This is a genomic window from Herbiconiux sp. A18JL235 (assembly GCF_040939305.1).
Lineage (GTDB): Bacteria > Actinomycetota > Actinomycetes > Actinomycetales > Microbacteriaceae > Herbiconiux.
The window spans coordinates 1,478,094-1,490,850 of record NZ_CP162511.1 but is presented as its reverse complement, the minus strand read 5'-3'; the positions used below and the strand labels follow the sequence as shown (position 1 = coordinate 1,490,850).

12 protein-coding genes are annotated in these 12,757 nt (G+C 70.9%); 2 read left to right on the top strand and 10 right to left on the bottom strand.

What is annotated here, in order from left to right; translation table 11 throughout:
• Window positions 1-3: 3 nt before the first annotated feature.
• The 3 genes from coaD to ABFY20_RS06880 all read right to left on the bottom strand — a co-directional run bounded on the left by coaD (window position 4) and on the right by ABFY20_RS06880 (window position 3,718).
• Window positions 4-495, bottom strand: coding sequence for a pantetheine-phosphate adenylyltransferase (gene coaD / locus ABFY20_RS06890; RefSeq protein WP_368499201.1), 492 nt, complete (start codon window positions 493-495; stop codon window positions 4-6).
• Between the two features lie 36 nt (window positions 496-531).
• Window positions 532-1,278: a hypothetical protein gene (locus ABFY20_RS06885; protein ID WP_368499200.1), complete on the bottom strand. Its 747-nt coding sequence runs from the start codon at window positions 1,276-1,278 to the stop codon at window positions 532-534.
• Window positions 1,279-1,417: 139 nt separating this feature from the next.
• Complete coding sequence (locus ABFY20_RS06880) at window positions 1,418-3,718, bottom strand: ATP-dependent DNA helicase RecG (protein ID WP_368499199.1); 2,301 nt, start codon at window positions 3,716-3,718, stop codon at window positions 1,418-1,420.
• A gap of 83 nt (window positions 3,719-3,801) precedes the next feature.
• On the opposite strand from ABFY20_RS06880, the gene rsmD reads away from it, so the two are divergent.
• Window positions 3,802-4,404, top strand: a complete 603-nt coding sequence (gene rsmD, locus ABFY20_RS06875; protein ID WP_368499198.1) for a 16S rRNA (guanine(966)-N(2))-methyltransferase RsmD — start codon at window positions 3,802-3,804, stop codon at window positions 4,402-4,404.
• Between the two features lie 31 nt (window positions 4,405-4,435).
• Here the strand turns inward: rsmD and ABFY20_RS06870 are convergent, their stop codons facing one another.
• Entirely contained in the window at window positions 4,436-5,557 is a 1,122-nt protein-coding gene (locus ABFY20_RS06870) for a thiamine-phosphate kinase (RefSeq protein WP_368499197.1), read from the bottom strand.
• Window positions 5,558-5,581: 24 nt separating this feature from the next.
• On the opposite strand from ABFY20_RS06870, the gene ABFY20_RS06865 reads away from it, so the two are divergent.
• On the top strand, window positions 5,582-6,187 hold the full coding sequence (locus ABFY20_RS06865) for a DUF3515 family protein (protein ID WP_368499196.1): 606 nt from the start codon (window positions 5,582-5,584) through the stop codon (window positions 6,185-6,187).
• On the opposite strand, the gene ABFY20_RS06860 is transcribed toward ABFY20_RS06865, so the two are convergent.
• From ABFY20_RS06860 to leuC, 6 genes are all read right to left on the bottom strand, one after another.
• Entirely contained in the window at window positions 6,184-7,272 is a 1,089-nt protein-coding gene (locus ABFY20_RS06860; protein WP_368499195.1) for a D-alanine--D-alanine ligase family protein, read from the bottom strand. The genes ABFY20_RS06865 and ABFY20_RS06860 overlap by 4 nt on opposite strands.
• Window positions 7,172-8,320 (bottom strand): NAD(P)H-dependent glycerol-3-phosphate dehydrogenase, encoded by a 1,149-nt coding sequence (locus ABFY20_RS06855; protein ID WP_368499194.1) that lies wholly within the window; start codon window positions 8,318-8,320, stop codon window positions 7,172-7,174. The genes ABFY20_RS06860 and ABFY20_RS06855 overlap by 101 nt, the downstream gene beginning before the upstream one ends.
• The gene (locus ABFY20_RS06850) at window positions 8,317-9,030 is read right to left on the bottom strand and encodes a lysophospholipid acyltransferase family protein (protein ID WP_368499743.1); all 714 of its coding nucleotides are present in this window, start codon (window positions 9,028-9,030) and stop codon (window positions 8,317-8,319) included. The genes ABFY20_RS06855 and ABFY20_RS06850 overlap by 4 nt, the downstream gene beginning before the upstream one ends.
• Window positions 9,031-9,095: 65 nt before the next feature.
• Window positions 9,096-10,466, bottom strand: a complete 1,371-nt coding sequence (gene murA / locus ABFY20_RS06845) for a UDP-N-acetylglucosamine 1-carboxyvinyltransferase (protein ID WP_368499193.1) — start codon at window positions 10,464-10,466, stop codon at window positions 9,096-9,098.
• A gap of 44 nt (window positions 10,467-10,510) precedes the next feature.
• Complete coding sequence (gene leuD, locus ABFY20_RS06840; protein WP_368499192.1) at window positions 10,511-11,107, bottom strand: 3-isopropylmalate dehydratase small subunit; 597 nt, start codon at window positions 11,105-11,107, stop codon at window positions 10,511-10,513.
• A 5-nt stretch (window positions 11,108-11,112) separates the two neighbouring features.
• Window positions 11,113-12,573 (bottom strand): 3-isopropylmalate dehydratase large subunit, encoded by a 1,461-nt coding sequence (gene leuC / locus ABFY20_RS06835; RefSeq protein WP_368499191.1) that lies wholly within the window; start codon window positions 12,571-12,573, stop codon window positions 11,113-11,115.
• Between the last annotated feature and the right edge of the window lie 184 nt (window positions 12,574-12,757).

Here is a 12,757-nt window from a genome sequence, read left to right as displayed (position 1 = left end):
CCGTCAGTCCGCGGTGTGCTTGAGGAACTCCGCCACCACGCCCGGCACGTAGGGCGCCACGTCGCCGCCGAGCGCCGAGACCTGGCGCACGAGGGAGCTCGAGACGTGGGCGTGGGCGGGGTCGGGGAGCAGGAAGATGGTCTCGACCTCGGCGAGGTTGCGGTTGACGATCGCCATCGGCGTCTCGTACGCGACATCGATCTGGGAGCGGATGCCCTTCACGATCGCCGTCGCGCCCACGTCGGTGCAGTAGTCGACGAGCAGGCCCATGCTCCACGAGCTGATGACGATGCCCGCACCGACGAGCCCGCGCTCGTCGAGCGACTTCTCGATGAGCGACACCCGGTGGGCGATCGGGATGAGCGCCTGCTTGTCGGGATTGTGCACGACCACCACGTGCACCTCCTCGAAGATCGAGGCAGCGCGCTCGATCACGTCGAGGTGACCGAGGGTGATGGGGTCGAAGGAACCGGGGACGACGGCCACACTGCTCATGCCCCAAGGCTATCAAGGGCGGATGCGGCGATGACGTCAGGAGACGAGCTGGCTGCGCACCTTCTCGGCCGCCACGGCCGGCATCGCCTTCGTGGCACCGGTCTCCGCGGCGACGAACCTCTCGACCAGGGCGATCGAGGAGGCGAGCAACGCGTAGAGGCGGTCGTCGGGGAAGTCGGCGCAGGCCGAGCGCACCCCGTCGACGGCCATCGCGATCGTCGCCTGGGTCTGCCGCCGCGTGATCTCGCCGCGCTGCCAGCGCAGGTTGCGGTCGAGGAACCTCGCCGCCCACCGATGGGCGTCGGGTGCCGCCGCGAGCGCCTCCTCGACCTCGGCGAGAGCCGCGGCGGTCGCCTCGACGTGATCGGGCGCCTCGGCGTCGGGCAGGCGGAGCAGCGCCGCCCGGCACACCAGGGCACCGACGGCGAGGGCGTGCTGCCTGTCGACGGGGGCCTCGGGCAGCGAGAGGGCGACCGTGTGCACGGCGAGCAGCAGGTCGAGCCTGATGTCGTCGCTGGTGAGACCGATGACCCCGGGCACGAGGGGAGCCAGCCGGCCGCGCGCCTCGTTCGAGGTGAGGTCGTTCACGGCGCGGGCGAGGTGCGCGAGCCCGGCGTGGGTGCAGGAGGGATGGTCGCTCCATCGCTCACCGGCGAGGAAGGAGGCGTACTCCATGAAGCAGGCGCCGGAGCGGGCGCTGCGGTGCTTTCCGGCACCGAGCACCGGGAGGGAGTCGACGCTGAGACCTTCATGCTTCGTGCGTCGTGGCTTCAGGATTGACATGTCCACCTCGTCTCCACGGAGGTCACCGTGCGGACTTCCGCCCGCTGACTTCCGCCTGTTGACATCCACTGTGCGCCCGCGACGCGCATTTATCAATGGTCGGCGAAGCCCAATTGCCCCGAGGCGGATGCGGCGACGATCAGGTCTTGGCGAGGAAGCTGCGCTCCGACTCCCGCAGACGGCGCTCGAGGGCGTCGCGGAGGGCCGGATGCTCGTCGAGCCCGGGGTCGTCGCCCACCACCGCGAAGGCCGCCGCCCGCGCCTCCTGGATGAGGTCGGCGTCTTTGACCACCCGCAGCAGACGCAGTGACGAGCGACCGCCCGACTGGGTGCTGCCGAGCACGTCGCCCTCGCGTCGCAGCTCGAGGTCGACCTCGGCGAGCTCGAAGCCGTCGAGCGTCGCCGCCACCGCATCGACCCGCTGCCTGGCGACCGACTCGGCCTCCGCGTGGCTGACGAGGAGGCACAGGCCCGGCACGCCGCCCCGGCCGACGCGGCCTCTCAACTGGTGCAGCTGGCTCACCCCGAAGCGGTCGGCGTCGAGCACGACCATCGTCGACGCATTGGGGACGTCGACGCCCACCTCGATGACCGTCGTTGCCACCAGCACGTCGATCTCGCCGGCGGCGAAGGCCCTCATCACGGAGTCTTTCTCGTCGCTCGCCATCCGCCCGTGGAGCGCCTCGATGCGCCGACCGGCGAGCAGGGGCATGGCCTTCAGCTGCGCCAGGGTGTCGACGACGTTCGCCTTCGCGGGAGCTGTCGCGCCGTCAGCATCACCGGCGGCGGCCGCGGTCGCGTCGCCCTCTCCCCTCTCGGCCGGGTCGGCGGGCTCGACCGGATCGGCAGGGTCGATCGCAGGGCACACCACGAACGCCTGCCTCCCCTGCGCGAGCTCCTCGGCGACCCGCTGCCAGATGCGCGGCCCCCAGCCGGGCTTCTCGGCGAGCGGAACGCTGAAGCTCTCGATGCCCTGCCGGCCCGCGGGGAGCTCGGAGATGGTGGAGACGTCGAGGTCGCCGAACACCGTCATCGCGACGGTGCGCGGGATGGGTGTCGCCGTCATGACGAGCACGTGGGGCGGGGTGGCACCCTTCTGCCGGAGGGTGTCGCGCTGCTCCACACCGAAGCGGTGCTGCTCGTCGACCACCACGAGCCCGAGGTCGTAGAACTGCACCTTCTCCGACAGCAGCGCGTGCGTGCCCACCACGAGCTTCGCCTGGCCGGAGACCATGCGCAGCAGCGCCTTCTTGCGCTCGGCGGTGGAGAGCTGACCGGTGTGCAGGGTGGGCATCAGCTCGGCGGCGAGGTCGGGGCCGAGCACCTTCACGATCGACCTCAGGTGCTGCGAGGCGAGCACCTCGGTGGGCGCGAGCAGCGCCGACTGCCCGCCCGAGTCGGCGACGGCGAGCATGGCGCGCACCGCCACGAGCGTCTTGCCCGAACCCACCTCGCCCTGCAGCAGACGCATCATGGGGATGTCGCCCGCGAGGTCGCGGGCGATCTCCGACCCCACCAGCTGCTGGTCGGAGGTGAGGCGGAACGGCAGCGCGGCGTCGAAGCGCTCGAGGTAGCCGCCCGGCTTCGGCACCCGCGGGGCGGTCTTCACGGCGTGCGCGGCGCGGCGCTGACTCACGAGAGCCGACTGCAGCACGAAGGCCTCGTGGAAGCGCAGCGTGTCGCGGGCGCGCATCCATTCCCCGTCTTTCTCGGGCCGGTGGATCTGCTCGTAGGCGCGCCCGAGCGGCAGGATGCCCTGCTCCGCCCGGAGCTCGGCGGGCACGGGGTCGGGTACGGCCCCGTGCAGGGCGTCGAGCACGAGCGCCACCGAGTTCGCGATCTGCCAGCTCTGCAACGTGGAGGTGGCGGGGTAGATGGGGATGGGCATCTCGGCCCAGCGGCGAGCCTCGGCGTCGTCGAGCGCCGACGGATCGGCGAGCCCCGACCCGGATGCACCCCCGAACTCGTCGAACAGCTCGTAGTTCGGGTGTGCGAGCTGCAGGGCGCCGCGGTAGTTCGAGACCTTGCCGGCGAAGATGCCGCGCACTCCCGGCCGCAGCTCACGGGCACGCCAGGCCTGGTTGAAGAAGGTGAGGGTGATGATGCCCTCGCCGTCGGAGATGGAGACCTCGGTGAGGGAGCCGCGGCGCGCCCGCATCTGCCGCTCCTTCACGTCGCGCACCTCGGCGACGATGGTGACGTTCTCGTCGAGCGGGAGCTTCGAGATGGCGGTGAGCTCGCCCCGCCGGGCGTAGCGACGCGGGTAGTGGCTCAGCAGGTCGCCTGCGGTGGCGATACCGAAGGCCTTCTCGAAGGCACCCGCGGTGCGCCCGCCGAGCAGGCCGTTGAGCTTGCTGTCGAGGGTGAGGCCCGCCGCGGCGTGCCCCGACGTCGACCCCGCCGTGCTGCCGCCCGAGGGGGTGCGAGCGGGGCCGGTCATGCCTCGAGTCTAGGCGCGGCCGCCGACAGCCGGGCGGTGCCGGAGGTCGAGGGTGATGACGGTCGGAGGATAGGGTGCTCCACGTGACTCGCATCATCGGAGGGGCCGCAGGCTCCCTCACCCTCTCCGTGCCCCGCTCGGGAACCCGACCCACCAGCGACCGCGTGCGCGAGGCGATCTTCTCGGCGCTCGACGCGCGCGGCGGCCTCGACGGGCTGCGCGTGCTCGACCTCTACGCCGGATCCGGCGCTCTCGGGCTCGAGGCCCTCAGCCGCGGTGCCGCGTCGGTCACACTGGTGGAGCGCAACGCGGGCGCTGCGCGCGTCGCGCGGCAGAACGCCGCGACCGTCGAGCGCGCCGTGCGCTCAACCGGCGCAGCGGCAGCGGATGCTCCCCCGGCCAGAGTGGTCGTCGCCGCCCAAGCGGTGCAGCAGTTCCTGCGCGGCCTGCCGGTGGTGCCGGGCGCCGGGTTCGACGTCGTCTTCCTCGACCCGCCCTACGAGCTCGACGAGACCGAGCTTGCCGCCGACCTCGAGCTGCTGGTGCCTCTGCTCGACCCCGACGCCGTCGTGCTGGTCGAACGCAGCAGCCGCTCACCCGAGCCCCGCTGGCCCGGCGGTCTCGCACTCGACCGCACGAAGGCCTACGGCGAGACCGTGCTCTGGTGGGCCTCACCCGCCGGTTGACCCCACCACCTCGGCGCGCCGGATGCACGGCTCAGCCGGCGGCGCCGTCCCACCCCGCGTAGGGGTCCCAGCCGCCGATCGACGAGTACGGCGTGTCGCCGACGAGCACCGGCTCGGGCGAACCGAGCCGCTCCCCGATCTCGCCCAGCCGACGGAACCCGTGCGGCAGGTCGACCCCCGGAGGGAAGGTCGCGAGCAGTGCGTGGTCTTCTCCGCCCGCCAGCACGAAGTGCGAAGCGTGGTCGGAGACCACGGCGTCGAGGTCGTTCAGGGCCCTCGCCTCGCGGGCGACGGCTGCGGGGTCGAGCCGCACCGTGCATCCGCTCGCCACCGCGAGCCGCCGCGCGTCGAGCACGAGCCCGTCGGAGACGTCGAGCATCGCCGTCGCCCCCGCGAGGGCTGCCTGCACCCCCAGGCCGATCGGCGACACCGGGGCGAGCTGGGCCTCGACGAGCTGCGGATGCGCCGCGTGCGCCGCACGAGCCCTCACCTCGTCGGGAACGAGCGAACCGTCTCGCTCCGAGACGCCGTCGCGGAACAGCAGCCACAACCCCGCGCCCGCCCGGCCGAGGTCCCCTGCCACGGCGAGCACGTCGCCGATGCCGGCTCCCGACCGGGTGACCGGAGCGCGGCCGTCGAGGTCGCCGAAGGCGGTGACCGCGAGGGTGAGGGTCGACGACACGGAGAGGTCGCCTCCCACGACTCCGCAGCCGGGAGCGGCCAGCGCGCAGGCGTCGCGCAGCCCGTCGGCGATGCCGAGCAGCGTCGACACCGGGGTCTCGAGCGGCGCGGCGATCGCCACCACGAGCGCCGTCGGCTTCGCGCCCATGGCGGCGACGTCGGAGAGGTTCGTCATCGCGGCCTTCCAGCCGAGGTCGTGCGGGGTCGACCACGCCGACCTGAAGTCGGGCCCGTGGATCATCATGTCGGTCGTCACGACGAACCTGCCGTCGGGCGCCGCCACCACCGCGGCGTCGTCACCCGGGCCGAGCAACTCGGCCTCGGCGTGCGGCAGTCGGGGGAAGATGCGGCGCAGCGTCTCGCCCTCCCCCACCGCCTCGAGCGTCTCGGAGTCGTCGACGCGCGCGTCGCCCCGGCCGGTCTCGGAGTCGTCGGGGCCGTCGTTCGCAGCGAAACCGGAGTCGGGGAGCACCTCACAACGGTAGCCTGAACAGCGATGTCCTCGCCCGAACGCTCCACCTCCCGCTCCACCGCCGCCCGTCCTCGTGGCCGGCGCCGCACGGCCCTCCGCGCCGCGTCGCTCGCCACCAGCGCGCTCGCCGCCGCAGCCCTCCTCACCGGGTGCTCGGCCGCCGTGGCATTGGAGCCCGCTCCCGACGCCACCGACCCCGCCTGCGCCGACGTCATCGTGCGCCTTCCCGACACGGCGGCGGATGCCGAGCGCCGCGAGACCGACGCACAGGCGACCGGCGCCTGGGGCGACCCGGCCTCGGTGCTGCTGCGCTGCGGTGTCGAGCCCTACGGCCCCACCACGCTGCCGTGCGACAACGTGAACGGTGTCGACTGGATCCGCGACGACTCCGAAGCCCCCACCTACGTCTTCACCACCTACGGTCGTACCCCCGCCGTGCAGGTCGTCGTCGACTCGAACGCGGTCTCGGGCACCAGTGCCCTCGTCGACCTGGAGGCCGCCGTCGCCGCCATCCCGCAGACCACGGCCTGCCTCAACGCCGACGACGTGCTCGGCACCGAGACGCCCGCACCGAGCGAGACCCCCGCGCCGAGCGAGTCCCCCGCGCCGAGCGAGACCCCCGCGCCCTAGCCTTCCAGCGCCAGCGCGATGAGCTCCTCGATGAGCTCCGGGTACGACACCCCCGAGGCGATCCAGCACTTCGGGAACATCGAGATGGGCGTGAACCCCGGCATCGTGTTGATCTCGTTCACCACGAAGCCCGTGGGCGTGAGGAAGAAGTCGACCCGCGCGAGCCCGGCTCCGTCGATGGCGGCGAAGGCGCGGGCGGCGAGCGACTGCATCTCGGCGAGCTCGTGCGGCTCGAGCGCGGCAGGGCACACCAGTTCGACCCCGGCCGCCCCGAGGTACTTCGCCTCGAAGTCGTAGAACTCGCGCGTGGTCATGACGATCTCGCCCGCCACCGACACCCGCGGCGACCCGCCGCCCCGCCCGCCGAGCACGGCGCACTCGACCTCGCGGCCCACGACCGCCTGCTCGATGAGCACCCGGGAGTCCTCCCGCAGCGCCACCTCGATCGCCGCGGCGAGACCCTCGGGGGCCGAGACCTTGCTCACGCCCACCGACGAGCCGGCCCTGGCGGGCTTCACGAACACCGGATAGCCGAGCGCCCCCGCCGAGGCGACCACCGCATCCGGAGCCGCGGCCCACTCGCGCGCCGTCACGGTGCGCCACGGCGCCACCGCGATGCCGGCCTTCTCGAGCACGGTCTTGGTGAAGTGCTTGTCCATGCCGAGCGCCGACGCGAGCACGCCCGAACCCACATAGGGCAGGCCGATGAGCTCGAGCAGCCCCTGCACGGTGCCGTCTTCGCCGAACGGGCCGTGCAGGATGGGGAACACCACATCGATGTCGCCGAGCGAGCGTTCGGCGCCGTCGGCCTCCCGCACGGTCAGCTCGCGCGACCTGGTCGACTCGGGCCAGTGCACCCGGGTGCCGTTGTCGACGACTTCGGGCAGGGCCTCGACGTCGAGCCGGAACTTCGCCGGGTCGGCGTCTTCGAGCACGAACGCCCCGTCGCGGGTGATGCCCACCGGCACGACCTCGAAGCGGTCGCTATCGATCGCCTCGAGAACCCCGCCCGCCGTGGCGCAGCTGATCGAGTGCTCGCTGGAGCGACCTCCGAAGAGCACCACCACCCTGGTCTTGCCTGGCATCGAGAGTCCTTTCGCCCTGCGGCGCCGAGTCGTCGTCGGTCGTCAGGTGGGGGGCAATGTCTTTCGGATCGAGCGTACCGGCCAGCACCTGGCTCACCTGACGGCAGATGGGCATGTCGACGCCCTGGGCCTCGGCGAGCGCGAGCACCGGCGCCACCGAGGCGAGCCCCTCCGCCGTCTGCTGCATCGACTTCACCACGTCGGCGAAGCTGTAGCCCTGGCCGAGCAGGCGCCCTGCGGTGTTGTTGCGGCTGAGCGACGATCCGCTCGTGGCGATGAGGTCGCCGAGCCCGGCGAGGCCGGAGAGTGTCTCCGGATGCCCGCCGTAGGCCACGGCGAAATCGGTCATCTCGACAAGTCCCCGCGTGATGATCGACGCTTTGGTGTTCTCGCCGTAGCCGACGCCGTCGACGATGCCGATGGCCACCGCGATGAGGTTCTTCAGCACGCCCCCGAACTCGGTGCCGATGACGTCGGTGTTCACGTACGACCTGAAGTACCGGTTGGTGGCGATCGTCGCCACCTTCTCCGCGGTCTCGAGGCTCGTGGAGGCCACGACCGCCGCGGTGGGCTGCTCCTTCGCGATCTCGAGGGCGAGGTTCGGCCCTGAGGCGACGGCGATGCGCGCCGGGTCGATCTCGAGCACGGTCTCGAGCACCTCGCTCATACGGAGGCCGGTGCTCTTCTCGACGCCCTTCATGAGGCTCGTGATGGGCGCCTGGGGCGGCAGGGCGGAACGGATGTCGCCGAGGTTGCCCCGCAGCGACTGGCTCGGCACCGAGACGAACACGTACTGCGCGCCGTCGAGTGCCGCCGCCACGTCGGAGGTGGCGGTGACCGAGGCGGGCAGGTTGACGCCCGGCAGGTAGTCGCTGTTGCGCTTGGCCTCGCGGATCTCCTTCGCGAGCTCGGGGCGGCGGGCCCACAGGGTGACGTCGGAACCGCCGTCGGCCACCACCTTCGCGAAGGTGGTGCCCCAGCTGCCCGCCCCCAGCACCGTGACGCGGGGGCGCGGCGCCGGCGCGTGCCCCCGGGAGGCGCGGCTCACTGCTCGCGCTCCTCGAGCCGGCCGTACTCGGTCTGGTTGTGCGCCACCGGGTTCCAGCGCTCGGCAGGGGCCGTCTCGCCGCGGAGCTCCTCGAGCAGGGCGGTGATCGCCGCCATCACCCGGTCGGTGCCCTCGACGAGCACCTTCTGGGTGATGGGCTGCCCGCGCAGGTCGTCGAGGTCGACCGGTTCGCCGAAGGATATCTCGATGCGCTTGCGCGGGAACACGCTGAGCTTCTTCGAGTAGCGCGGCAGCACCTCCTGGGTGCCCCAGTGCGCCGCCGGGATGAGCGGCACGCCGTGCTCGAGCGCGAGCCTCACCGCCCCCGTCTTGCCGCGCATCGGCCACATGTCGGGGTCGCGGGTGAGCGTGCCCTCGGGGTAGACGATGACGCCCTTCTCGTGCTCCACGAGGTCGTTGGCGGCGGCGATCGGAGCGTTGCCCCGGCCCGACCCCGCGCGGTCGACCGGGATCTGCCCGCTGCGGCGCAGCGCGAAACCCACGACGGGGACCTTGAACAACGACGCCTTCGCGAGGAAACGCGGCGCCCGCCCCAGCTTCCACACCGCCCACGCCATGATGACGGGGTCGATGTTGCTGTAGTGGTTCGGGCTCAGCACGAACGGGCCCGTGGCCGGGATGCGCTCCCCACCACGGATGTCGAGCTTCGCGATGACGTTGAGGAACGGCACCACGAGGGCCTCGAGCATGGTGAACGCCACCGTGCGCTCGTGACGACGGCGCTTCGGCACAGGCTCCGGAGACACCGCCGCCGTCACCGGAGGAACGAGAAGTCGGCGCCCAGTTTCTCGAGCTTGCCCACGAAGTCGCCGTAGCCGCGGGCGATCAGACCCACGTTCGAGATCTCGGAGCGGCCCTCTGCCACGAGCGCGGCGATGAGGTGACTGAAGCCGCCGCGCAGGTCGGGAACCTCGAGCTCGGTGCCGTGGAGCTTCGTGGGCCCGGTGATGACCGCCGCCTGCTCGAGCGGGCGGCGGGGAACCCGGCGGTTCGGGTCGGCGAGCCCCTCCTTGTGCACCTCGATGTTCGCACCCATCTTGATGAGCGCATCCGTGAAACCGAAGCGATTCTCGTACACCGTCTCGTGCACGATCGAGGTGCCATGAGCCTGGGTGAGGGCGACGATGAGCGGCTGCTGCCAGTCGGTCATGAAGCCGGGGTGCACGTCGGTCTCGATGACGACCGGCTTCAGGTCACCACCGGGGTGGTAGAAGCGGATGCCGTCTTCTTCGATGTCGAAGGCGCCACCGATCTTGCGGAAGACGTTGAGGAAGGTCATCATCTCCGACTGCTTGGCGCCGGTGGTGAAGATCGAGCCGCCGGTGGCGAGCGCCGCCGAGGCCCAGGATGCCGCCTCGTTGCGGTCGAACAGCGCACGGTGGTTGAAGCCGTTCAGCGTCTCGACGCCCTCGATGAAGATCGTGCGGTTCGGCTCCACCGAGATGATGGCGCCCATCTTCTGCAGCACGGCGATGAGATCCATGATCTCGGGCTCGATGGCCGCGTTCTTCAGCTCGGTGGTGCCCATCGCGCGCACACCCGTCAGCAGCACCTGCTCGGTGGCGCCGACGCTCGGGTAGGGCAGCTCGATGTTCGCGCCGCGCAGCCCGTTCGGAGCAGTGATGTTGATGCCGCTCGGGAGCTTGTCGACCACGGCACCGAAGGCGCGGAGCGCGTCGAGGTGGAAGTCGATGGGCCGGTCGCCGATGCGGCAGCCGCCGAGGTCGGGGATGAACGCGTGACCGAGGCGGTGCAGAAGCGGCCCGCAGAACAGGATGGGGATGCGGCTCGAACCCGAGAGCGCGTCGATCTCGGCGCTCTTCGCGCTCGCCACGTTCTCGGGGTCGAGCTGCAGCACGCCGGTGGCGGCGCTGCCCGTGATCTTCACCCCGTGGATCTCGAGCAGGCTCGCCACCACGTGAACATCGCTGATGTCGGGAACGTCTCGCAGGGTCGACGTGGTGTCACCGAGCAGGGAGGCCACCATCGCCTTGGTGACGAGGTTCTTCGCCCCACGCACGTCGATCGTTCCGCGGAGCGGACGGCCGCCGTTGATGACGATCGTGTCGGATGTCAATCCGACGCGTTCGGCTGCCTTCCGCGCATCCTGGACGAGACTGTTCACTGGATCACCTGCACTGACTTCTGTCGCTTGTTCGACCGATTCGATTACTTCACCGGAAGTGTTCTAGGTCGCCAACTCTCGCGGCGGCTCTCGAATTCCGTGATGGCCGCCTCGTTGCGGAGAGTCAGCCCGATGTCGTCAAGACCCTCGAGCAACCTCCACCGAGTGTAATCGTCGATCGCGAAGGAGACTGAGAGGTCGCCGATGGCGGCGGTTCGCTCGATCAGGTCGACGGTGATCTCGACACCGGGCTGCGCCTCGATGGCCGCCCAGAGCCTCTCGACGTCGTCTTCGTCGACCTGGGCGGCGAGCAGACCCTGCTTGCCGGAGTTGCCGCGGAAGATGTCGGCGAAGCGCGGGGCGAGCACCGCCTGGAAGCCGTAGTCGCGGAGCGCCCAGACGGCGTGCTCGCGGCTCGAGCCGGTGCCGAAGTCGGGGCCGGCCACCAGCACGCGGGCGTTCTGGTAGGCGGGCTGGTTCAGCACGAACTCGGGGTCGCTGCGCCAGGCGGCGAACAGAGCGTCTTCGAAGCCCGTCTTGGTGACGCGCTTGAGGTAGACGGCGGGGATGATCTGATCGGTGTCGACGTTCGCGCGCTTCAGCGGAACGGCAACCCCGGTGATGATGTCGATCTTGTCCATGGGTATCAGGCTCCTACCATCTCGCGCTGCGCATCCGCTGTCTCGTCGAGGTCGGCGACGCCCGAGAGCGTGCCCCGGATGGCGGTCGCCGCGGCGACCACGGGCGAGACCAGGTGGGTGCGGCCGCCCTTGCCCTGGCGGCCCTCGAAGTTGCGGTTCGACGTGCTGGCGCAGCGCTCACCCGGAGCGAGCTGGTCGGGGTTCATGCCGAGACACATGGAGCAGCCGGCGAAGCGCCACTCGGCGCCGAACTCCTCGACGATCTTGTCGATGCCCTCGGCCTCGGCCTCGATGCGCACGCGGGCGCTGCCCGGAACCACCATCACGCGCACGTTCTCGGCCTTCTTGCGGCCCTTGATAATGCTCGCGAAGGCGCGCAGGTCTTCGATGCGGCTGTTCGTGCACGAGCCCATGAACACGGCGTCGACGGCCACCTCCTTGAGCGGGGTGCCGGCCTTCAGGTCCATGTACTCCAGGGCCCGCTCGGCGCTGGCGCGCTCGTTCGGGTCGTCGATGTCGGCCGGGTTCGGCACGACGTCGCTGAGCGAGACGCCCTGACCCGGGTTGGTGCCCCAGGTCACGAACGGCTCCAGCGCATCCGCGTCGATGAAGACCTCGGCGTCGAAGACGGCGCCCTCGTCGGTGGGGAGGGTCTTCCAGTAGGCGACCGCGTCGTCCCAGTCCTGGCCCTGTGGAGCGTGCGGGCGGCCCTCGAGGTAGTCGAAGGTGGTCTGGTCGGGGGCGACCATGCCGGCGCGGGCGCCCGCCTCGATCGACATGTTGCAGATGGTCATGCGGCCGTCCATCGACAGCGAACGGATGGCGCTGCCGCGGTACTCCAGCACGTAGCCCTGGCCGCCACCCGTGCCGATCTTGGCGATCACGGCGAGGATGATGTCTTTCGCGGTGACACCCGGCTTCAGCGTGCCCTCGACGGTGATGGCCATCGTCTTGAAGCGCTTCAGCGGCAGCGTCTGCGTGGCCATCACGTGCTCGACCTCGCTGGTGCCGATGCCGAACGCCATCGCGCCGAACGCGCCGTGGGTGGAGGTGTGGCTGTCGCCGCACACCACCGTGATGCCCGGCATGGTGAGGCCGAGCTGCGGGCCGACGACGTGCACGATGCCCTGCTCGACGTCGCCGAGCGAGTGCAGGCGCACCCCGAACTCCTGCGCGTTCTTCCGCAGCGTGTCGATCTGGGTGCGGCTCGTGAGGTCGGCGATCGGCTTGTCGATGGCGAGCGTCGGGGTGTTGTGGTCTTCGGTGGCGATGGTGAGGTCGAGGCGGCGGAGGGGGCGGCCCTCGGCGCGCAGGCCGTCGAAGGCCTGGGGGCTCGTCACCTCGTGCACCAGGTGCAGGTCGATGTAGATGAGGTCGGGGCTGCCGTCTTCGCCCTTGACCACGAGGTGGTCGTCCCAGACCTTCTCGGCCAGGGTGCGGGGTCGGGTGCTCGCGGGAGTGCTCATGATTCGCGTGTCCTTCGGAGAGTAAGTGGGTCAGCCAACGACGAACTCCGCGACGAGGGAGGCCTGAGAACTAGGACTCGTCGCGGCAGCGAAGGAGAAGGCGACCGAACAGCACCTGCCGATCGTACCACTGCCGTGTCGTCGGGTCGTGGTGGCTCACGCTCGTCTTGTACTGTCGTGCCCA

Coding starts and splice junctions, on each gene's coding strand:
- coaD (WP_368499201.1), bottom strand. CDS start 495: ATGAGCAGTGTGGCCGTCGTCCCCGGTTCCTTCGACCCCATCACCCTC.
- ABFY20_RS06885 (WP_368499200.1), bottom strand. CDS start 1,278: ATGTCAATCCTGAAGCCACGACGCACGAAGCATGAAGGTCTCAGCGTC.
- ABFY20_RS06880 (WP_368499199.1), bottom strand. CDS start 3,718: ATGACCGGCCCCGCTCGCACCCCCTCGGGCGGCAGCACGGCGGGGTCG.
- ABFY20_RS06865 (WP_368499196.1), top strand. CDS start 5,582: ATGTCCTCGCCCGAACGCTCCACCTCCCGCTCCACCGCCGCCCGTCCT.
- ABFY20_RS06860 (WP_368499195.1), bottom strand. CDS start 7,272: ATGCCAGGCAAGACCAGGGTGGTGGTGCTCTTCGGAGGTCGCTCCAGC.
- ABFY20_RS06850 (WP_368499743.1), bottom strand. CDS start 9,030: ATGCTCGAGGCCCTCGTGGTGCCGTTCCTCAACGTCATCGCGAAGCTC.
- leuD (WP_368499192.1), bottom strand. CDS start 11,107: ATGGACAAGATCGACATCATCACCGGGGTTGCCGTTCCGCTGAAGCGC.
- leuC (WP_368499191.1), bottom strand. CDS start 12,573: ATGAGCACTCCCGCGAGCACCCGACCCCGCACCCTGGCCGAGAAGGTC.